The following is a 19,294-nucleotide window of genomic DNA, read 5'->3' as shown; positions in this document are numbered from 1 at the left end:
GTGCACAATGATGCGGTAAAATGGTGTGCACAATTTTTGTGCAACCGTTTAAAATGTAGGCTGAAAGATTTGACAACTTTTGGCCGATCCTCGATGATTGCGCTCATTTTACTGTGAAAAATCAAACAAAGACGAATCATGAAAACAGTTGAAAAATTGGTAAGCGCGGCGCAATGTCGCCGATCGGCACAAATTTTTATCATCGGCAGCATAATTTCCGTGCTGGTGCCCCCCCTTCTCATGATCTGGATCGCTGTTTCGATCTTCGCCTACGCTTCTGTTGCTCACCATCCCGATATGCGGGTCAGGGAATACCAGCGCTGGGCTGGATACCGGTTTTATGGCGTGGTCGGTACGCTGATCGTTGTACTTAACTTCAGTGGCGAAATGAAAGAGTTGCTGGGTGGTGGAATGAATTTGCTGTTCACGGTGTGGGCAGTGAGTTTATTGGTGGTGGTACCGTTGGGTATCCGGGATTTGATCAGGATCAGCCGCGAAAATTGGCAGGATATGATGGTGGAGGTGCAGGTTCATGAATGATTTATTCAATCCCGGTCAGAGTGTGGCTGGAAAAGTTACCGGGGAATGTCGGAAGTGGTCCGTTGCGGAGGTAGAAGTGCTGTTTTCGTTGCCCTTCAGCGACCTGATGTTCCAGGCGCAAACCGTCCATCGAACCCATTTTGACCCGAATGAAGTGCAGGTCAGCACGCTGCTTTCCATTAAGACCGGCGGGTGCTCCGAGGATTGCGGCTATTGTTCCCAGTCGAAGCGCCATCATACCGGTCTGGAGCAGGAAAATTTGCTGGCGCTGGAAACCGTGGTGAACAAGGCCAAGGCCGCCAAAGACAAGGGCGCCACCCGTTTTTGCATGGGTGCTGCGTGGCGAGGGCCGAAACAGAAAGACCTGGCGCCGGTGATCGAGATGATCAAGGCCGTACGCGGCCTCGGGCTTGAGACCTGCGTGACCCTGGGTATGTTGAAAGAAGGTCAGGCCGAGCAACTGCGCGAAGCTGGCCTGGATTACTACAACCACAACCTGGACACTGCGCCGGAGTATTACGGTGAGGTGGTCACCACCCACACCTATCAGGACAGGCTCGATACTCTGGAGCAGGTCCGTGGCGTCGGCATCAAGGTATGCTCCGGCGGTATCGTCGGCATGGGCGAGTCGCGTACCCACCGCGCTGCGCTTCTGGTCCAGTTGGCCAATCTCAATCCGCCACCCGAATCCGTGCCGATCAACCTGCTGGTGCAGGTCAAAGGTACGCCATTGAATGGTGCCGAGGCGCTGGATCCCATCGAGTTCGTACGTACCGTTGCAGTGGCGCGCATCCTCATGCCACAAAGCCTGGTGCGACTCTCTGCCGGGCGAGAGCAGATGGATGATCCGCTGCAGGCGCTGTGTTTCATGGCCGGTGCCAACTCCATTTTCTATGGCGAGAAGCTGTTGACCACCTCCAACCCTTCTGCGGATCAGGATATGGCCTTGTTCGACAAGCTGGGTATCCGGGTGATGGGGGCTTAGTCGGAAGCGCTGTGTAACTAGATTTTGACGCGCATGCTATTTCCCTCTCTCGCCGATGAACTGAAAGACCTGGAAGCGGCAGGCCTGCGCCGCCATCGTCGCGTTCTGGAAAGTCCTCAGGGCGCCCGGATTGTGGTGGATGGCCGGGAATATCTCTCGTTTTGCAGTAACGACTATCTCGGTCTTGCCAATCACCCGGCCCTGATAGCGGCGGCGCAGTCGGCCGCAGCGCGCTACGGCGTGGGGGTAGGGGCGTCCCATCTGGTGAACGGACACAGCGTGCTCCATCATGAGCTGGAAGTAGCTCTTGCCGCTTTCACCGGCCTGCCTTCGGCGCTGTTTTTTTCCACCGGCTACATGGCCAATCTTGGAATCGTCACTGCGCTGGCCGGTCGCGACGACGAAATTTTCGCCGACAAGCTTAACCATGCTTCGCTCAACGATGCGGCGTTGCTGTCCCGCGCCAGATTCACGCGCTATCCGCATCTCGACCTCGTCGTGCTGGAGAAGCGGCTCGCAGCATCCAGGTCGAAGCGTAAACTGGTGGTGACGGATGCCGTATTCAGCATGGACGGTGACATTGCCCCAGTGCCGGAATTGCTCGCCCTGTGTGAGCGCCACGATGCGCTGCTGGTGCTGGATGATGCTCATGGCTTCGGCGTATTGGGAGACAAGGGGAGGGGCGTGCTGGAACATTTCGGCTTGCTGTCCAGATGCCTTCCCCCTCACTCCTCACCCCTCACCCCTCACCTGATTTACATGGCCACACTGGGTAAGGCCGCCGGCGTATTCGGCGCTTTCGTCGCGGGGCCAGTGGAACTGACGGATTACCTGGTACAGCGCGCTCGTTCCTATATTTACACCACCGCCACACCGCCACTGCTGTCTGCGGCACTTGCCGCGAGCCTGAAGTTGATCGATGAGGAAACGTGGCGGCGCGAGCGCCTGCGGGAGTTGATCGCCAGCCTGAGGCAGAGCCTGAAATTGCAGCGCTGGCGCCTGATGGACTCAACAACACCGATTCAGCCGGTGATCATCGGTTCCAATCAGGAAGCGCTGGCGGTGAGCGAGGTGCTACGCGAGCGTGGCATCTGGGTGCCGGCGATACGCCCGCCCACTGTGCCCAAGGGTGAAGCGCGCCTGCGTATTTCATTGTCGGCGGCACACACGATTGAGGACGTAGCTCATTTGGCGGCGGCACTGAACGAACTGGAAAGTGCCGCATGAGCGTGTGCGTCGAAATTGTGGGCAAGGGTTCAGACCTCGCCCTTCTTCATGGTTGGGGAATGCATGGCGGGGTGTGGGATGGCGTGCGCGATGTCCTGGCGCGGCGATTCCGGCTGCATATCGTAGATTTGCCCGGCTATGGAGCAAGTCCGGCATTCGAACCTTACACTCTGGAGCGTCTTGCGCACGCAGTGGCGGCCGCACTGCCGGAAAAGTTTCATGTTTGCGGCTGGTCGCTGGGCGGGCAGGTGGCGCTGGAAATGGCGCTGCTGTTTCCGGATCAGATCGAGCGCCTGGTTTTGACGGCCGCCACACCGTGTTTTACGGTGCGTGAAGGCTGGCCGTGCGCGATGCCGCATGAAGTGCTGCTGGAGTTTGCGACGGCACTGGAAAGTGATTACGAAGGTACACTGAAACGGTTTTTGGCTCTTCAGGCGCGCGGTGGGGATGAGGCGAAATCGGTGCTGAAACGGTTACGCGACATTTTGTTTGCTCGCGGCCACCCAGATGTGCAAACCTTGCGCGCAGGACTAAATATTCTGCTGGAGAGCGATCTGCGCAACCAAGTCGCGACGATTAAAGCGCCGACTTTGCTGTTGCACGGCGGGCGCGACATGCTTACGCCGGTGGGATCTGCACACTGGCTTGCCGAACAAATGCCGGGAGCGCATCTGGAGGTGTTATCGGGTGCTGCCCATGCACCATTTTTGTCTCATCCTGCGGAATTTATCGAAATTGTGACTGGATTTTTAGGGCCTGCAAATGACTGACCAATTCACGCTCGACAAGCGCCGGGTACGCCACTCATTCGATCGCGCCGCTGCCACCTACGATCAGGTCGCCGTGCTGCAGCGGGAGATCTGCGACCGCATGTTCGAGCGCCTGGAATACTTCAGATTCGAACCCCATATCATCCTGGACGCCGGTTCCGGCACCGGTTACGGCTCGCGCCAATTGCGGGAACGCTATGCCAAGTCCCGCGTGATCGAACTGGATCTTGCATCAGGCATGCTGCAGGCGTCACGCAGCCACCAACCCGCGTGGAAGCGCTTGCTACCCTTTGTCGCTGTCGAAGAGAGGGTGTGCGCAGATATCGAGAGCCTGCCTTTGCGAGCCGGCAGCGTCGGCATGATCTGGTCCAATCTCGCCTTGCAGTGGTGCAATGATCTTGAAGCGACCTTCGCTGGCATGAACAGCGTGCTGGAAAGCGGCGGCCTGCTGATGTTCAGCACTTTCGGCCCGGATACCCTGAAGGAGTTGCGCCAGATCTTCGGCACGCTGGATGGCTATGCTCACGTCAATCGCTTCCTCGACATGCACGATATCGGTGATGCCCTGATGCGGGCTGGCTTTGCCGCGCCGGTGATGGATATGGAGACGGTGACGCTGACTTACGACGATTTGGCCGGGTTGATGCGTGACCTCAAGGCACTGGGTGCGCACAATGCTAATCAGGGGCGTGGCCGCGGCTTGCTGGGCAAGGGCGCATGGCAGCGACTTCAGCAGAGTTACGAGGCGCTGCGCCGGGACGGCAAGCTGCCAGCCACTTATGAAGTGGTTTACGGTCATGCCTGGAAGGGTGAGAAAAAGCAGCCGCCGGGCGATTCACAGGTGATCCGGTTTGCTAACAAATAATCCGCACTGCGAAAAAAAAGCATATTTCATTACCGGTACCGACACCGGCGTAGGCAAGACGCTGGTCGCCTGTGCTTTGCTGCAGGCCTTTGCCAAGCAGGGCAAGAGGTCCATCGGGATGAAGCCGGTCGCCGCTGGCTGTATAGAAACACCCGCAGGTTTATGCTGCGAAGATGTTGAAAACCTGCGTGCGGCCGGTAATGTAGCCGCATCGCAGAAGTTGGTTAATCCCTATGCCCTGATTTTAGCTGTTGCCCCTCATATCGCGGCGGAGCATGCCGGTGTTGAGATTAGCCTTGAACAGATAGACCGATCTTTTCGACAGTTGCGTGAGATGGCCGACGTGACGGTGGTCGAGGGTGTTGGCGGATTTGCAGTGCCGCTCAATGCCAGCCAGGATACTGCCGACATGGCAGAAATGCTCGGATTGCCCGTGATTCTTGTGGTCGGAATGCGCCTTGGTTGCATCAATCATGCCCTGCTCACCGCTCAGGCCATTCGTCATAGAGGTCTGCGTCTGGTCGCATGGGTGGCTAACCAGATCGATCCAGAAATGAGTGCGTTTGATGAAAACCTGCATGCACTCGAAACCCGCCTTGCAGCACCGCTGCTTGGCGTCATTCCCTTCCAGGCTGATGCCAATCTGTCCGCAGTATCAGGATTAATGGATTTATATATCCTTAATTCCAGTATTTAAAAATAAAGTCCTGTTTTTATCAAAAAATAATTCGCAACACAATAAATATAAACACATTATTAACGTGTATTGATTAGTATTTAGTACGTGTTAATATAACTATGTGCTTATATAAATACCACATAAATCAAGTGGTTATGTAAATTCCCTGCTTGTCAGTCGGTTGTGCCGCATGTTAGATTATCCTCGAATTTGTTGTCCTGCTTGTTATCAGTGCAAAAAATAAGAAATGGTTGTACGGGGAGGCTTAAGGTGGGGGTTGGCTATCGGTCAGTTTGTCGGTTGATAGCGGATTGCGACATGAAATATCATGCGGCCACCTGATCTTGGCTGAATGTTTATTGTTGCCAACGACATGTTTCTTCTCTCCGTGAAGCTTATTTTCTGAGTCTTCGTCTCTAAGTTATTGCGAAAACCCCTGTGGTGGTTTTCTGGCAGGAGAGGGCGTGGGATTCAGGGCTTAAATTTGGGTTCAACAGGGGAGAAGCATGGCGTATAAAAAACTATTTGCATCATGGGCAGGGTTTGCAGCCATTTTCAGTTCGGGACTGGCCCATGCGGAATACGCCTGGAATTTCCCGGAACCAGTGACGCCGCTTGCGCTCGATACGCTGCATGTGCACAACGAATTCATGCTAATCAGCATCGCCATCTTCCTGGTGGTGCTCGCCATCATGATTTACTCCATCTTCACCCACCGCAAAAGTAAAGGCCATCAGCCAGCCAATTTCACTGGTCCTAGCACGAAGTCGCAGGTGCTCTGGACTTTGGTTCCGTTTGCGATGTTGCTCTTCATCGATTTCGTCGTGATGGGCATACCGGCATACCACAGTGTCGTCATGATGGAAGACACCAAGACCGATGCCGACATGGTGCTGAAGGTGACCGGTAGTCAGTGGAAATGGCAGTATGAATATCCAGCCGAAGGCATCAAATTCGTCAGCACGCTGACCACGCCGGAAGCGCAAATCTACAACAAGGAGGCCAAGGGTGAGCACTACTTGCTGGATGTGGACAACCACGTTGTGCTGCCAGTCAACAAGAAGGTCAGAATTCTGCTGACGTCTACCGACGTGATTCACACTTGGTGGGTCCCGCAGTTTGGCGCGAAGCGTGATGCCATTCCGGGTTTCATGCGGGAAACCTGGGCCAGGATCGAAAAGCCGGGGATTTACCGTGGGCAATGCGCTGAATTATGCGGTAAGGGCCACGGTTTTATGCCTATCGTGGTGGAAGCGGTCTCCGAGGCGGATTACAAGGTGTGGGTGGCACAGCAAAAGGCCAAGCAGGAAAGCGCCGCTGCAAGTGCCGAGAAGCAGTGGAGCAAGGATGATCTGATGAAGCAGGGCGCTGAGGTGTATGCCAAGCAGTGTGTAGTTTGCCACCAGGCCAATGGCCAGGGACTGCCGCCGACTTTCCCTGCGTTGGCGGGAAGCAAGCTGATCAACGGCCCCATGCTGGATGCTGGCGGCCGTTTGGTTAAGGACGGGCATCTGGATCGTGTCATGAACGGCAAGCCGGGAACCGCGATGCAGGCGTTCAAAAATACGCTTTCAGATGCAGAAATTGCCGCGGTGGTGACATTCGAGCGCAATTCATTCGGCAACAAAATGGGCGACATGGTTCAGCCGGCTCAAGCCAAGGCGTTGCGCTAGGAGCCTGTCGGACTTAATGGGGATCGAAGTGAAAATTCGGCTGGGCGAGGACAGATTTTGCTGGTTTTGCAGGTCAATAGTCATTCTATTGACCAAAAAAGCGGCGAAATATGGACTGCCCAGGCGGATTTGCAGCCGATTCATCATGAGTCCGACAGGCTCCTGGTTAATCAATCAGGGAAATGTAAGGAGCGACAGATGACAACAGCCACAATTGCTACACACGACGACCATCACGATCATGGTCATCCGAGCGGTATCCAGCGCTGGTTGTTTACAACCAACCACAAGGATATCGGCACGATGTACATGATCTTCGCACTGATCATGTTCATGGTCGGAGGCGCGATGATTATGGCGGTGCGGGCTGAGTTGTTCCAGCCTGGCTTGCAGTTGATGAAGCCGGAGTTTTTCAATCAGTTGATCGGCGTGCATGCGCTGATCATGATTTTTGCCGCGTTGATGCCGGTCGCTACCGGGCTGGCAAACTGGCTGATTCCGATGATGATCGGCGCGCCGGACATGGCATTGCCGCGATTGAATAACTGGAGTTTCTGGCTGTTGCCGCCAGCGGCGACATTGCTGGTAATGCCGTTTATTCTGGCGCTTTTCGGGATAGGTACCGGCGCGGTAGCGACCGGTTGGACGCTGTACGCGCCGCTCTCGGTGCAAGGGGGAATGGGTGTGGACTTCGCTATTTTCGCCATCCACCTGCTGGGTATCTCTTCGATTCTGGCCTCCATCAACGTGGTCGTGACGATCCTCAATATGCGCGCTCCCGGCATGACCTTGATGAAGATGCCGCTGTTCGTCTGGGCCTGGCTGATTACTGCATTCCTGCTGATTGCGACGATTCCGGTTCTGGCTGGAGCGGTCACGATGCTGTTGACTGATCGTCACTTCGATACCCATTTTTTTGATGCGGCTGGCGGTGGTGATCCTATCCTGTTCCAGCATTTGTTCTGGTTCTTCGGGCATCCTGAAGTGTATATCCTGCTGCTGCCTATCTGGGGCTTCATGCCTCACATTCTTTCGGCCTTCGCCCGCAAGCCGATTTATGGCCACAAAGCGCAGATTTACTCGTTCTGGGCGATCGGGATCATGTCGGTCATCGTGTGGGCGCACCACTTCTTCACTGTCGGCATGCCCCTCCCGGCATTGCTCTACTTCATGTACAGCACCATGGCAATTTCGCTCCCCCTGGCGGTGCTGTTTTTCTGCTGGATCGCAACCATCTGGCGCGGCTCCATGACCTTCGAAACCCCGATGTTGTTTGCTCTCGGCTTCGTCATCCTGTTCGGTATCGGCGGCTTGACCGGCTTGGTCCTGGCAGACGTTGCGGCAGATGCCCAGTACCACCATTCCTACTTCGTGGTGGCGCACTTCCACTACACCCTGTTTGCCGGCGGCATCATGGGTGCGATGGCGGGTGTTTACTTCTGGCTGCCCAAATTTACCGGGCATATGTACGACGAAAAATTAGGCAAGACGCATTTCTGGCTGACCGCCATTTCTTTCAACCTCACCTTCATACCCCAATTCTTCCTGGGCCTGGCCGGTATGCCGCGCCGTATCCCGGATTACGCGTTGCAGTTCACCGAGTTCAACATGATCTCGTCGATAGGCGCTTTCTCGTTGGGACTGTCGCAACTGTTGTTCGTGTACATCATCATCAAGTGCGCGCGTGGTGGTGAAAAAGCCAGTGACAAGGTATGGGAAGGTGCGAAAGGGCTGGAGTTCACGCTTACCTCGCCACCGCCCTATCACAGTTTCACCGTTCAGCCGGTCATGAAGTGAGGGTTGCTGAATGAATAACGAAAACCAGAGCGATGAACAACAGGCTCGGTTGCTGCGTTCCAATACGCGGCTGGCCTGGATCCTGGGAGTTGTCGCGGCCGCTGTTTTTGTTTTTGTCATCTATTACCTGAGAGCCAAGTGAACGGCGAAGAACTGCGTCGAGCCAACAAGCGCCTGGCCCTTAAGCTGGGTGCTGTGGCGATCGGCGCACTGGGTTTCGGATTCGCCCTGGTGCCTTTGTATAACGTGTTCTGCGAGGCAACCGGCCTGAACGGCAAGACCAACGCGGAGAGTGTCGCACCGGTAGCGGTCAAGGTGGATAAATCGCGCTGGGTGACAGTGCAGTTTACCGGCACGATGATGCCTGGCCTGAGCTGGGAGTTTCATCCGCAGCAAACCAGCGTACGCGTGCACCCCGGTGAGATTACCCGGGTCAGTTATTATGCAAAAAACCCGACTAATCAGACGGTCGTTGGTCAGGCCGTGCCTAGCGTCACGCCGGGTCAGGCGGCGCAGCACTTCATCAAGCTGGATTGTTTTGTTCAAGCAGCAGGCCCTGGGGCCCGGGGCTGAGAAAGAAATGGGGCTGACATTTATTATCAGCCCGGCGCTTTCAAAGGAAATTGGAACTGTCACGCTGTCCTACGCATTTTTCCCGGCAGTGAAGGGATCGTAATGATTTGTCTGAGGGAGGAGGGGAAAAAATGACCGAAATACAGGGGCATTATTATGTACCGGAGCCGAGTCGCTATCCCATTATGGTGTCGGGGGGCATATTCCTGCTGGCTCTTGGATTTATCCTCAAGATAAATTCTTTCGCATTAGGGCAGTGGTCCATGCTGGCCGGATTTCTGCTGATTATTTATGTGGTGTTCGGCTGGCTTGGGGCGGTCATCGGCGAAAGCGAAGGCGGGCGCTACCTCAAGTGGGAGGATCACTCTTTCCGCTGGGGAATGATCTGGTTCATTGCATCGGAAGTCATGTTCTTCGCGGCTTTCTTCGGCGCCCTTTTTTATGTGCGCGAACTTTCCGTGCCCTGGCTGCTCGATACCCAGTCTCTGTATCCCGGCTATGCTGGAACATGGCCACTCAGCGGTGCCGGGCCGGGCGGCAAAGCCTTTACGCCGATGGGCGCCTGGGGCATCCCGGCGATCAATACGATGATCCTGCTGACATCTGGCGCGACGGTGACCTGGGCGCATTGGGGTTTGCTTAAAAACAACCGCACCCAACTGATAGCCGGATTGTTCATGACCGTTGCCCTGGGTATTTCCTTCCTTACCCTGCAAGCCTACGAGTACCACCATGCCTATACCGAACTCGGGCTGACCATGGGCGCGGGGGTCTACGGCGCAACGTTTTTCATGCTGACGGGCTTTCACGGTTTTCACGTCACGCTGGGAACGATCATGCTGATCGTGATTCTGTTTCGTTCGATGAAGGGGCATTTCAAGCCGGAATCACACTTCGGTTTCGAAGGCGTGGCCTGGTATTGGCACTTTGTGGACGTGGTGTGGCTGCTGCTGTTCGTGCTGGTTTACTGGCTGTAAACCAAGGGCGTCGTGGCTTGTGGTCGTAAGGCTACAAGCCACGCTCAGGAATGACGCCAAAGTAAAACCCGAGCATGAGCAAGATAAAAAGCAGGATGGAAAGTGAAATGCGGATCGTGAGTGCCCTGGCGGTTCGTTCGCCTTTCCCCTGGTCCTTGTGGAGAAATGTTAAGGCGCTGAACAGGCTGGCGATGATCAAGACGAGCAGGATGATGATTCCGGTTTTGATCAGCATATGAATCTTTCATGAATTGTCGTCCGAAATTATGCGACTCGGTATTGGATTATGCAAACAAATCACTTTTGGTTCAGGCCGAGGCTGATCCCGACCATGGTTGTGTTGCTGCTGCTGCCGGCCCTGATCAGTCTGGGGCAGTGGCAAGCCCGCAAGGCCGGGCAGAAGCAGGCGTTGCAGGAAACTTACGATCAGCGCGAAAAGGGCTCATCTTTGCAAGTAGGGGCGAACCTCCTGAATCCGGAAACCGTTCGTTACAGCAGAGTGGTCGCTCGTGGTCGTTATGAAACGGCTTATCAAATCCTGCTGGATAACCAGGTTCACGATGAGATGGCTGGATACCATGTCCTTACTCCTCTGCATATCGAGGGTGGAAATATGCGTGTGCTGGTTAACCGTGGCTGGGTTCCGGTTGGCCGGGACAGAAATGTATTGCCTGCGACCGATGTGCCGCAGGGTGTGGTGGAAGTGAGCGGTTATGCGGCCGTGCCGTCCGGTAAATTTTTCGAATTGGAAAAGCCGGAGGATTTACGGAGTGGCTGGCAGAAAGTTTGGCAAAACCTGGACCTCAAGCGCTATACGGATGCGGTTCCATTTCCCTTGCAGCCATTGGTGATCCGGCTGGACCCGGCGAGCACGGCAGGCGGCTATGTGCGCGAGTGGCCCCGACCGGATTCGCGGATTGAGGTGCATCGCGGCTACGCTTTGCAGTGGTACGGAATGGCTGCGGTGCTGGTGGTGTTCTATCTGGTGACAAGTTTCAGGAAAGCGGCAAATGACGACCATGAGCATGCTTGAAAGCGATCTGGAGGCGAAGCCCACCCCGGCAAATCGATGGGTGTTTGTCATGCTCATGCTGTTGTTCGTGTTGCCGGTGGTTCTGGCTACGATGCTGTATCTGACTGGATGGCGACCCTCCAGTAGCGGGAATCACGGTGAATTGATCCAGCCGGCTCGGCAGATCAAAGACCGCGCATTACAAACCCTGGATGGTCAGCCGGCGCATTTCAGCGAACTGCGCGGAAAATGGACCATGGTGCACATTGGGCTCTCATCCTGCCCTGACGAGTGCATGAAAAATATTTATACCATGCGCCAGGTGCATGCGGCTCAAGCCAAGGAGATTGGTCGGGTACAAAGGGTTTTTATTGCGACGGACAGGGGCGCGGCGGAAAAATTGAAGGCTAAATTGGCTGATTACCCCGAGATGTTTGTGTGGACAGGGGAAAAGAAGGATTTGGCGGAAGTGTTGCAGAGTTTTGGAATTGACGCCGAACAAGCAGCGGAGCAGCAAGGCATTTATCTGGTCGATCCGCTCGGTAACTTGATTATGCGATACCCGCCCGGCACTGACCCCGGCGGCATGCTTAAGGATATGACCCGCCTGCTGAAATATTCCTGGGTAGGGTAGCAGCATGGCATCCAGACGAACCGATAAGATAAGGTTGATGAAGGAGAAAACATGAATATGAGCGCCACCTTGGCTTTGCAGCAGGCTGCGTGCAGTTGCCAAAGTTTTTACCTGATGTGCAAGCCAAGAGTGACTGCACTGGTCGTGTTTACCGCCGTGATCGGGATGTTTCTGGGGTCGCCGGGCATGGTTTCCCTGCCGATTCTGCTGGTGGCGACGTTGGGGATTGCCATGGTGACCGGTGCGGCTGCTGCCTTCAATTGCCTGATCGAGCAGAAAATCGATGCACGGATGGCGCGCACGCGCGGTCGGCCCTTGCCTGCCGGGCAAGTGACCTCGTTGCAAACGCTGGTGTTTGCCACTCTCCTCGGCACGCTGGGCTTGGCCCTGCTCTACGGATTGGTCAATCCATTGACGATGTGGCTGACGCTGGGGACATTCTTTGGCTATGCGGTGATCTATACCATTTTCCTGAAGCCCGCCACGCCACTGAATATCGTCATCGGAGGGGCTTCCGGCGCGATGCCGCCGATACTGGGCTGGGCTGCGGTGACCAATTCGATCCCGCCCGAAGCGTTGATCCTGTTCCTGATTATTTTCTCCTGGACGCCCCCGCATTTCTGGGCGCTTGCGCTTTATCGCAGGAATGAATACGCCAAATCTGGGTTGCCTATGCTGCCGATTACCCATGGGGAGGAATTTACTCGGCTGCATATCCTGCTTTACACGATCATTCTGGTGACAGTGAGTCTTATGCCTTTCACCATCGGCATGAGCGGTCTGCTCTATCTGGTGGGCGCGGTCGTGCTGGATGCCGGTTTTCTTTACTATGCCATCAAGCTGTATCGTACTTATAGCGACGCACTGGCAAAAAAAACGTTCGGTTATTCCATTTTCTACCTGACCGTATTGTTTGCCGTGCTGCTGGTTGATCATTTCCTCCGCTTGGCATTGGCATAGTCCTGCCGTATTGCCATGTATAAAAAACTCGTTCTCCTGACGACACTTTTAGCGTTCGGCGTGGTTGTGCTGGGGGCGTACGTGAGGCTTTCCGACGCGGGTTTGGGTTGTCCGGACTGGCCCGGGTGCTATGGCCGGATTTCACCGCATCATGCGTCTGATGAGATCGCTCAGGCGGTAGCGGTTCTCCCGAATGGGCCCGTGTCTACACACAAGGCATGGAAGGAAATGACCCATCGCTATTTCGCCGGTACCCTGGGCTTGCTGATTGCGATCATTGCGGTGTGGGCCTGGCGTAAACGTGGCGTACTAACCCAATCCCCGGTGTTGCCTGTCGTATTGGTCGGGCTGGTCATGTTTCAGGCTTTGCTTGGCATGTGGACGGTCACGGAGCGGCTCAAACCGTTTATTGTCAGTGCCCATCTGCTGGGCGGCATGATGACGCTGGCGTTGCTTGTCTGGCTGGCTATGCACCAGCTTTCCGGCGTAAACCGAGTCGATCTGACGCAGGCCGGGGGCTTGCGCGGCTGGGCCGGACTGGGGTTGTTGCTGGTTTTTTCTCAGATTGCACTAGGGGGGTGGGTGAGCTCGAACTACGCGGCGCTTGCCTGTGCCGGGTTTCCCCAGTGCAATGGAGTCTGGTGGCCGGAAATGGATTTTTCCCATGCCTTCAGGTTGGCCAGGGAGTTGGGCATGACGGCTGACGGTGCGTTTTTGTCCCGCGAAGGGTTGACCGCAATACACTGGGTGCATCGCCTTGGTGCTTACCTGATCCTCTTATACACAGGGTGGCTCGCTTTCCGTGTGATGCGCATACGCAGCATGCGGGGCGTTGCATGGATTGTTGTGGCCCTGTTGATCACCCAGATTGTGCTGGGCATTTGCAATGTTTTGTTGAGGTTGCCGCTGCCGGTTGCTGTTGCTCATAACGGTGTTGCGGCGCTGCTGCTGGGCGCCATGGTAGTGCTGAATTTTCGATTAAGTCTGGGCAGAGAATAAGCGGTATACTCTTGAACAATATTAGGATATTCAGACCTATAAGTTATATAATTTTTTGCAGTGATTATTTAAGGATTTAGGCCATGATTTTATCCCGTACTAGCCAGTATGCCATCCAGGCACTTATTTATATTGCCACGCGCCCCCCGGGCGAACCGATTCTGAACCGCAAGGTTTCTGAATATCTCGGCGTTCCAACGGCCTATCTGGCCAAAATCATGCAAAGCCTGTGCCGGGGGAACCTGCTTTACTCCTATCGCGGTCGCCAAGGGGGTTTCTGTTTGCGCGAGGGTGGGGAGAAGACCGATCTGATGCAGATCATCACCCTGATTGAAGGGGTCGGCTTTACCGAGAATTGTGTTTTGGGGCTGAAGATTTGCAGCGACGAAACAGCCTGCCCGGTGCATGCGAAATGGAAGCCGATCAAGGAAAAAATTGTTGCGCTACTGCATGAGCAGACACTTGAGCGGTTGGCCATCGCAGTACAAAGCGGGAGGTATCGCATTTGTGATTTGCCGATGGCAATGATGGATGAAATGGGCCAGAAGGGGATATAATTGCGCCTCGTTACCGAACGATTTGGCCTGTGGGTTGCGGTTGTAACATTCATGCTGGCAATGCTGCCCGGTTGTGCCGATAAAGGCGTCCCGGTTGAGCCGTTTGTGGCAACTGATATTACCGGTGCTGATTTCGCCAGGGACTTCCGTCTTGTCGACCATCATGGCAAGACGCGTACGCTGGCCGACTTCAGGGGTAAGGCAGTATTGATTTTTTTTGGCTATACTCATTGCCCTGATGTATGTTTGACCATGCTGTCAGGGTTGGCCATGGTGCAAAAACGGTTGGGCGATGACGCTGCGCGCGTTCAGGTGTTGTTCGTAACGCTGGACCCAGCACGCGATACGCCGGAACTATTAGCGAAATTTGTGACTTATTTTCATAAAGATTTTCTGGCCTTGTACGGCGATGAATCAACTATCGCCGAAACCGCCAAGGAGTTCAAGGTGACTTACGCCAAACATGATTCGGGCTCCGCGGCAGGCTACCTGCTGGATCACAGCGCAGGTGTTTATGGCTTTGATTCTGGTGGCCGCCTGCGTGTGCTGATCAATCACGATGCTGAACTAGCGTCGATCGTTCATGATGTGAAACTGCTCCTGGGTGAGAAGCCGTGACTGCCGTTGCGCGTTTGATGCCAAGACGGCCTGCGCCGCGCGTGGCGGAACCAGAGGTGTGCTCCCCGGTTACGTGCAAGGATTGCGGGATTTATGGTTTGTGCCGCGAGGTTAACGGCCCGGATGTGGACCTGCGTCTGCTGGAAACGATAGTCAGAAATCGCAAGCTTTTCAAGCGTGGCGAACTGCTTTACCGGGTCGGCGAACCCCTGCGTGCGGTCTATGCGATCCGTAGCGGCTCTGTTAAATCATATGTTGTGACCAATGACGGCCGGGTTCAGATCACCGGATTTCACATCACTGGTGAAGTCCTCGGCTTGGGCGCCCTTGTCGCCAATCAGTACATGAGCGAGGCACGGGCGCTGGAAACCACCATGGTGTGCGAAGTGCCTGTCGATGTGCTGGAGGCCTACAGCGAAGAAGTGCCTTCCATCCGTCAGCAGATGCTCAAGATCATGAGCCAGGAAATTCTCGACAATCAGGAACTGATGCTGCTCCTTGGCAAGAAAAATTCCGATGAGCGCCTAGCTACTTTTTTGTTAAGCCTGTCACGGCGCTTTCAGAGGCGCAGTTATTCACCTACCCAATTCAATTTGAGCATGTCTCGCAGTGATATCGGTAATTACCTTGGTATGGCCGAGGAAACGGTGTGCCGGGTGTTCACCCGTTTTCAGGATGACGGTCTTCTGGCCACTGAGCGGCGGCAGGTGAAATTACTCGATCAGGATCGCCTAAAATCCATCGCTCGCATCTGAACCGCATTTAAATTCACGGTATTTCCCCTGGTTAATCGGATACGCAGGTATTGATTAATTGCAGTTTGGTTGATCTAAGTCAGTGAAAGTCAGCGCGTTTGCAGTTATATTACGCACCATTCGCCAACTGGCTGAAAAACGTGCTTTTTTAGCGCGGATGCATTGAATATCACGTATCGGTCTGGGTGTTAAGTTAAGAGCGGTAATGTGCAGGTTTACGTTTACAGCAAGGAGAAAATTATGGCATCGGTTGCGATAGGGAGCGGCGAGCAATACAACTACGATATTGTTCGCAAATTCACCATCATGGCCCTGATCTGGGGCGCGGTGGGCATGTTGGTGGGGGTGACTATCGCCTCGGAACTGGCATGGCCGTTTCTGAATTTTGATATTCCCTACATCACCTTCGGTCGTTTGCGCCCGGTTCATACTGGTGCTGTGATTTTCGGTTTTGGCGGTAGCGCGCTGTTCGCCACTTCTTACTATATTGTGCAGCGCACCTGCCAGGCACGTCTGATTTCCGATGGCATAGCCAGCTTCACTTTCTGGGGCTGGCAGGCGATCATCGTGCTGGCCGCGCTGGGCGATGTGATGGGTTATAGCCAGGGCCGCGAATATGCGGAAATGGAATGGCCGGTCGACCTGCTGATCACCGTAGTCTGGGTAGCCTATGCCATTGTCTACATCGGCACCATCATGAAGCGCAAGGAGCCCCATATTTATGTGGCCAACTGGTTCTACCTCGCCTTCATCCTGGCTACCGCCTTGCTGCACATCTTCAATAATCTGGCGATTCCGTTCAGCATGACCCAGTCCTACCCGCTGTTCGCCGGTGCGCAGGATGCGATGACCCAGTGGTGGTACGGCCATAACGCGGTGGGCTTCTTTCTCACCGCCGCCTTTCTCGGCATGATGTATTACTTCGTGCCCAAGCAGGCAGGCCGTCCGATCTACTCTTATCGCTTGTCCATCGTCCACTTCTGGGCGCTGATCTTCATGTATATGTGGGCCGGTTCTCATCACCTGCACTGGACTGCGATTCCTGACTGGACTTCTACCCTGGCGGCGACTTTCTCCATCATGCTGCTGATGCCATCCTGGGGCGGCATGATCAACGGCATCATGACCATGTCCGGTGCCTGGGACAAGCTGCGTACCGACCCGATCCTGCGCTTCCTGATCGTGGCGCTGTCGTTTTACGGCATGTCCACCTTCGAAGGCCCGATGATGTCGCTGAAAGATGTGAATGCACTGTCCCACTACACCGACTGGACGGTGGGTCACGTCCACTCCGGCGCACTGGGCTGGGTGGCGATGATTTCCTTCGGCGCCATTTATCACATGATTCCCCGGTTGTGGGATACCAAGATGCACAGTGCCAAGCTGATCAACGTGCATTTCTGGCTGGCGACCATCGGCACCCTGATGTACATCACCGCGATGTGGATTTCCGGCATCATGCAGGGCCTGATGTGGCGTGCCTATGATGATTTCGGCAACCTGCAGTATTCTTTCGCCGAATCCGTTGCCGCCATGCATCCCTATTACGCCATGCGTGCCTTGGGCGGGGCTGTGTTCCTGACCGGTATGCTGCTGATGCTCTACAACTGCTTCATGACCATACGTCAGGCGAAGAGCATGCCTGCCGGTGGTTTGGCAGCGAGCGCAGCATAACGGGACTCAGATTGAGAGACGATGCTCCGCGGGGCGGGGCATCACTAAGCATAAGGAAAGGTCATCATGGATCACGGAAAAATTGAAAAAAATCTAGGGCTGATGCTGGTGCTGACCATGTTCGCCATCAGTATCGGCGGCCTGGTTGAAATCGTGCCGCTGTTCTTTATCAAGGGTACCATCGAGGATGTAAGGAACGCCGATGGCATCAAGATGGTTCGCCCCTATACCCCACTCGAACAGCGCGGCCGTGACATCTACGTCCGCGAGGGCTGCTACCTGTGCCATTCGCAAATGATCCGTCCGTTCCGCGATGAGGCTATGCGCTATGGCCACTACTCGCTGGCGGCGGAATCTCAGTATGACCATCCATTCCAGTGGGGCTCCAAGCGTACCGGTCCGGACCTGGCGCGAGTTGGCAAGAAATATTCCAACGAGTGGCACGTGCAGCACTTGATCGCGCCACGCTCTATGGTACCCGAGTCGGTGATGCCGAATTACCCCTGGCTGCTGTCTACTGCCCTGGATACTTCCGATATAACCAGCCGTATGAAGGCGCTGCGTACGACGGGCGTGCCATATTCCATCAACAAGGCCGAGTATGACAACAACGTCAAAGAGTTTGGCGAGGATGTGGCGAAGCAACTGCATATTCCCGATGCGCAGAAGAACTTGATTGAGCAGGCACAAACCGGCAAGTATGACGGCAACCCTGCTGACATAACTGAAATGGATGCGATGGTGGCCTACCTGCAGGTGCTGGGGACGATGGTTGACTTCAGCAAGCTCGACAGCGACAACTTCGTTAAATTCCGCTAAACGGGAGGGCGCTATGGAATTGCTGATGTGGTTTACCCGCTTTGAAAATACCAAGCCGATATCGCTGCTGATTTTCTTCATCACGTTTTGCGCCATCCTGTTCTACGTGTTTGGCAACAAGAAGCGCGGCGAGCGCCTGGAATCCTACAAGAATATGCCGCTCCAAGACGATTAAGTCAGGCCGATTAAATATTGACGCAAAGGAACAAATCATGAGTCAGGGAAACTCGCAATCGAGCAACGTGAAAACCACCGGCCACGTCTGGGACGGGGATTTGCAGGAGTTAAACAATCCGCTGCCCGCCTGGTGGCTGTGGGCCTTTTATGTCACGATCATTTTCTCGGTGGTGTATTGGGTGGCTTATCCGGCTTGGCCGCTGGGCAAGGGTTTTACCACCGGTATTGCTACCATCACCTACAAGAATGACAAGGGTGTTGAGAAAACCACGCACTGGAGCACACGTGCCCTGCTGATGAAAGACCTGCAGGATGCCCGTGAAAAGCAGAAACCCTACTTCGACAAGGTTGCGGCCACGCCCTACGAGGAGATTGCCAAGAATCCGGAGTTGTCCAACTTCGTAGCATCCGCCGGTAAGGTGCTGTTCTCCGACAACTGTGCAGCTTGTCACCAGAGTGGTGGTCAGGGAAAGATGGCATTTGCGCCTAATCTGACAGACGACGACTGGATCTATGGTGGTACTCACGACAAGATCCAGGCATCTATCACCAATGGTCGTCACGGCATCATGCCGGCCAAGGGTGGTGCAGATCTGAACGAGAGCGAAATCGAGAGTCTCGCCAACTATGTGCTGAGCCTGTCAGGCGAGACTATGGATGCCGCCAAGGTTAAAGCCGGCGACGAATTGTTCCATGGCAAGGGTAGCTGCGTTGCGTGTCACGGTGCTGATGCTAAGGGTAATAAGGATATCGGCTCGGCCAACCTGACCGACAAGATCTGGTTGTGGGCCGATGTGCCTGGAGCTGGCTCTGCTGACAAGAAAGTCGCTGCAGTCAAGGAAGTGATTTCCTCCGGCCTGAACAAGGGCGTGATGCCTGCCCAGAATGGCCGCCTCAGCGCTGACCAGATCAAGCTGCTGACGGTTTACGTGCACGATGTGCTCGGTGGCGGTAGATAAGAAATAAGTAAAATAGAGTAACAGTTCAACCAAAGACCCCGGCC

Annotated in this window: 24 protein-coding genes; 23 read left to right on the top strand and 1 reads right to left on the bottom strand. The window is 54.9% G+C overall.

Annotated features, from left to right (window positions below):
• Positions 1 to 138: 138 nt before the first annotated feature.
• From SCD_RS13190 to SCD_RS13145, 12 genes are all read left to right on the top strand, one after another.
• Positions 139 to 540 carry a hypothetical protein gene (locus SCD_RS13190; RefSeq protein WP_009207574.1) on the top strand — a complete coding sequence of 134 codons (402 nt, stop codon included), beginning with the start codon at positions 139 to 141 and terminating at the stop codon, positions 538 to 540.
• Positions 533 to 1,525 (top strand): biotin synthase BioB, encoded by a 993-nt coding sequence (bioB, locus tag SCD_RS13185; protein ID WP_009207575.1) that lies wholly within the window; start codon positions 533 to 535, stop codon positions 1,523 to 1,525. Before SCD_RS13190 ends, bioB begins: the two co-directional genes overlap by 8 nt.
• Before the next feature lie 33 nt (positions 1,526 to 1,558).
• Complete coding sequence (gene bioF, locus SCD_RS13180) at positions 1,559 to 2,752, top strand: 8-amino-7-oxononanoate synthase (RefSeq protein WP_009207576.1); 1,194 nt, start codon at positions 1,559 to 1,561, stop codon at positions 2,750 to 2,752.
• The gene (bioH, locus tag SCD_RS13175; protein WP_009207577.1) at positions 2,749 to 3,522 is read left to right on the top strand and encodes a pimeloyl-ACP methyl ester esterase BioH; all 774 of its coding nucleotides are present in this window, start codon (positions 2,749 to 2,751) and stop codon (positions 3,520 to 3,522) included. The genes bioF and bioH overlap by 4 nt, the downstream gene beginning before the upstream one ends.
• Positions 3,515 to 4,387, top strand: coding sequence for a malonyl-ACP O-methyltransferase BioC (bioC, locus tag SCD_RS13170; protein WP_009207578.1), 873 nt, complete (start codon positions 3,515 to 3,517; stop codon positions 4,385 to 4,387). Before bioH ends, bioC begins: the two co-directional genes overlap by 8 nt.
• Positions 4,374 to 5,084, top strand: coding sequence for a dethiobiotin synthase (gene bioD / locus SCD_RS13165; RefSeq protein ID WP_009207579.1), 711 nt, complete (start codon positions 4,374 to 4,376; stop codon positions 5,082 to 5,084). Before bioC ends, bioD begins: the two co-directional genes overlap by 14 nt.
• A gap of 488 nt (positions 5,085 to 5,572) precedes the next feature.
• Complete coding sequence (coxB, locus tag SCD_RS13160) at positions 5,573 to 6,739, top strand: cytochrome c oxidase subunit II (RefSeq protein ID WP_009207580.1); 1,167 nt, start codon at positions 5,573 to 5,575, stop codon at positions 6,737 to 6,739.
• Positions 6,740 to 6,937: 198 nt separating this feature from the next.
• Positions 6,938 to 8,536: a cytochrome c oxidase subunit I gene (locus SCD_RS13155; protein WP_009207581.1), complete on the top strand. Its 1,599-nt coding sequence runs from the start codon at positions 6,938 to 6,940 to the stop codon at positions 8,534 to 8,536.
• 10 nt (positions 8,537 to 8,546) lie between these two features.
• A complete protein-coding gene (locus SCD_RS17025) occupies positions 8,547 to 8,678 on the top strand; it encodes a hypothetical protein (RefSeq protein ID WP_269763869.1) in 132 nt (43 codons plus the stop codon).
• Entirely contained in the window at positions 8,675 to 9,109 is a 435-nt protein-coding gene (locus SCD_RS13150; RefSeq protein ID WP_009207582.1) for a cytochrome c oxidase assembly protein, read from the top strand. The genes SCD_RS17025 and SCD_RS13150 overlap by 4 nt, the downstream gene beginning before the upstream one ends.
• 7 nt (positions 9,110 to 9,116) lie before the next feature.
• Positions 9,117 to 9,212 carry a hypothetical protein gene (locus tag SCD_RS17020; RefSeq protein ID WP_269763868.1) on the top strand — a complete coding sequence of 32 codons (96 nt, stop codon included), beginning with the start codon at positions 9,117 to 9,119 and terminating at the stop codon, positions 9,210 to 9,212.
• A 28-nt stretch (positions 9,213 to 9,240) separates the two neighbouring features.
• Entirely contained in the window at positions 9,241 to 10,086 is an 846-nt protein-coding gene (locus SCD_RS13145; protein WP_009207583.1) for a cytochrome c oxidase subunit 3, read from the top strand.
• Between the two features lie 31 nt (positions 10,087 to 10,117).
• Here SCD_RS13145 and SCD_RS13140 read toward each other — a convergent pair whose 3' ends face one another.
• The gene (locus tag SCD_RS13140; RefSeq protein WP_009207584.1) at positions 10,118 to 10,321 is read right to left on the bottom strand and encodes a twin transmembrane helix small protein; all 204 of its coding nucleotides are present in this window, start codon (positions 10,319 to 10,321) and stop codon (positions 10,118 to 10,120) included.
• 51 nt (positions 10,322 to 10,372) lie between these two features.
• Between SCD_RS13140 and SCD_RS13135 the strand changes: the two genes are divergently transcribed.
• The 11 genes from SCD_RS13135 (at position 10,373) to ccoP (ending at position 19,250) form a co-directional block, all read left to right on the top strand.
• Entirely contained in the window at positions 10,373 to 11,119 is a 747-nt protein-coding gene (locus SCD_RS13135; protein WP_070099573.1) for an SURF1 family protein, read from the top strand.
• Positions 11,097 to 11,732 carry an SCO family protein gene (locus SCD_RS13130; RefSeq protein ID WP_009207586.1) on the top strand — a complete coding sequence of 212 codons (636 nt, stop codon included), beginning with the start codon at positions 11,097 to 11,099 and terminating at the stop codon, positions 11,730 to 11,732. Before SCD_RS13135 ends, SCD_RS13130 begins: the two co-directional genes overlap by 23 nt.
• A 51-nt stretch (positions 11,733 to 11,783) precedes the next feature.
• Positions 11,784 to 12,692, top strand: a complete 909-nt coding sequence (gene cyoE, locus SCD_RS13125) for a heme o synthase (protein ID WP_009207587.1) — start codon at positions 11,784 to 11,786, stop codon at positions 12,690 to 12,692.
• Between the two features lie 15 nt (positions 12,693 to 12,707).
• Positions 12,708 to 13,691, top strand: coding sequence for a COX15/CtaA family protein (locus SCD_RS13120; RefSeq protein ID WP_009207588.1), 984 nt, complete (start codon positions 12,708 to 12,710; stop codon positions 13,689 to 13,691).
• A gap of 83 nt (positions 13,692 to 13,774) precedes the next feature.
• Complete coding sequence (locus SCD_RS13115; RefSeq protein ID WP_009207589.1) at positions 13,775 to 14,248, top strand: RrF2 family transcriptional regulator; 474 nt, start codon at positions 13,775 to 13,777, stop codon at positions 14,246 to 14,248.
• A 51-nt stretch (positions 14,249 to 14,299) separates the two neighbouring features.
• The gene (locus SCD_RS13110; RefSeq protein WP_041674141.1) at positions 14,300 to 14,866 is read left to right on the top strand and encodes an SCO family protein; all 567 of its coding nucleotides are present in this window, start codon (positions 14,300 to 14,302) and stop codon (positions 14,864 to 14,866) included.
• A complete protein-coding gene (gene fnr / locus SCD_RS13105; RefSeq protein ID WP_009207591.1) occupies positions 14,863 to 15,621 on the top strand; it encodes a fumarate/nitrate reduction transcriptional regulator Fnr in 759 nt (252 codons plus the stop codon). The genes SCD_RS13110 and fnr overlap by 4 nt, the downstream gene beginning before the upstream one ends.
• 240 nt (positions 15,622 to 15,861) lie before the next feature.
• Positions 15,862 to 17,295, top strand: a complete 1,434-nt coding sequence (ccoN, locus tag SCD_RS13100; protein ID WP_023507019.1) for a cytochrome-c oxidase, cbb3-type subunit I — start codon at positions 15,862 to 15,864, stop codon at positions 17,293 to 17,295.
• Between the two features lie 66 nt (positions 17,296 to 17,361).
• Positions 17,362 to 18,114: a cytochrome-c oxidase, cbb3-type subunit II gene (ccoO, locus tag SCD_RS13095; protein ID WP_009207593.1), complete on the top strand. Its 753-nt coding sequence runs from the start codon at positions 17,362 to 17,364 to the stop codon at positions 18,112 to 18,114.
• Positions 18,115 to 18,127: 13 nt separating this feature from the next.
• Positions 18,128 to 18,289 (top strand): cbb3-type cytochrome c oxidase subunit 3, encoded by a 162-nt coding sequence (locus SCD_RS16225; protein WP_009207594.1) that lies wholly within the window; start codon positions 18,128 to 18,130, stop codon positions 18,287 to 18,289.
• 37 nt (positions 18,290 to 18,326) lie between these two features.
• Positions 18,327 to 19,250, top strand: coding sequence for a cytochrome-c oxidase, cbb3-type subunit III (ccoP, locus tag SCD_RS13090; protein WP_009207595.1), 924 nt, complete (start codon positions 18,327 to 18,329; stop codon positions 19,248 to 19,250).
• Positions 19,251 to 19,294: the final 44 nt, after the last annotated feature.

Source organism: Sulfuricella denitrificans skB26, from assembly GCF_000297055.2.
In the GTDB taxonomy this organism is placed as follows: Bacteria; Pseudomonadota; Gammaproteobacteria; order Burkholderiales; family Sulfuricellaceae; genus Sulfuricella; species Sulfuricella denitrificans.
This window is presented reverse-complemented; position numbering and strand designations above follow the sequence as displayed.

Bases quoted from the DNA above. Each gene is read 5' to 3' on its own strand.
- SCD_RS13190 (WP_009207574.1), top strand. From the start codon at position 139: ATGAAAACAGTTGAAAAATTGGTAAGCGCGGCGCAATGTCGCCGATCG.
- bioB (WP_009207575.1), top strand. From the start codon at position 533: ATGAATGATTTATTCAATCCCGGTCAGAGTGTGGCTGGAAAAGTTACC.
- bioF (WP_009207576.1), top strand. From the start codon at position 1,559: ATGCTATTTCCCTCTCTCGCCGATGAACTGAAAGACCTGGAAGCGGCA.
- bioH (WP_009207577.1), top strand. From the start codon at position 2,749: ATGAGCGTGTGCGTCGAAATTGTGGGCAAGGGTTCAGACCTCGCCCTT.
- bioC (WP_009207578.1), top strand. From the start codon at position 3,515: ATGACTGACCAATTCACGCTCGACAAGCGCCGGGTACGCCACTCATTC.
- coxB (WP_009207580.1), top strand. From the start codon at position 5,573: ATGGCGTATAAAAAACTATTTGCATCATGGGCAGGGTTTGCAGCCATT.
- SCD_RS13155 (WP_009207581.1), top strand. From the start codon at position 6,938: ATGACAACAGCCACAATTGCTACACACGACGACCATCACGATCATGGT.
- SCD_RS17025 (WP_269763869.1), top strand. From the start codon at position 8,547: ATGAATAACGAAAACCAGAGCGATGAACAACAGGCTCGGTTGCTGCGT.
- SCD_RS17020 (WP_269763868.1), top strand. From the start codon at position 9,117: ATGGGGCTGACATTTATTATCAGCCCGGCGCTTTCAAAGGAAATTGGA.
- SCD_RS13145 (WP_009207583.1), top strand. From the start codon at position 9,241: ATGACCGAAATACAGGGGCATTATTATGTACCGGAGCCGAGTCGCTAT.
- SCD_RS13140 (WP_009207584.1), bottom strand. From the start codon at position 10,321: ATGCTGATCAAAACCGGAATCATCATCCTGCTCGTCTTGATCATCGCC.
- SCD_RS13135 (WP_070099573.1), top strand. From the start codon at position 10,373: ATGCAAACAAATCACTTTTGGTTCAGGCCGAGGCTGATCCCGACCATG.
- SCD_RS13130 (WP_009207586.1), top strand. From the start codon at position 11,097: ATGACGACCATGAGCATGCTTGAAAGCGATCTGGAGGCGAAGCCCACC.
- cyoE (WP_009207587.1), top strand. From the start codon at position 11,784: ATGAATATGAGCGCCACCTTGGCTTTGCAGCAGGCTGCGTGCAGTTGC.
- SCD_RS13120 (WP_009207588.1), top strand. From the start codon at position 12,708: ATGTATAAAAAACTCGTTCTCCTGACGACACTTTTAGCGTTCGGCGTG.
- SCD_RS13115 (WP_009207589.1), top strand. From the start codon at position 13,775: ATGATTTTATCCCGTACTAGCCAGTATGCCATCCAGGCACTTATTTAT.
- SCD_RS13110 (WP_041674141.1), top strand. From the start codon at position 14,300: ATGCTGGCAATGCTGCCCGGTTGTGCCGATAAAGGCGTCCCGGTTGAG.
- ccoN (WP_023507019.1), top strand. From the start codon at position 15,862: ATGGCATCGGTTGCGATAGGGAGCGGCGAGCAATACAACTACGATATT.
- ccoO (WP_009207593.1), top strand. From the start codon at position 17,362: ATGGATCACGGAAAAATTGAAAAAAATCTAGGGCTGATGCTGGTGCTG.
- SCD_RS16225 (WP_009207594.1), top strand. From the start codon at position 18,128: ATGGAATTGCTGATGTGGTTTACCCGCTTTGAAAATACCAAGCCGATA.
- ccoP (WP_009207595.1), top strand. From the start codon at position 18,327: ATGAGTCAGGGAAACTCGCAATCGAGCAACGTGAAAACCACCGGCCAC.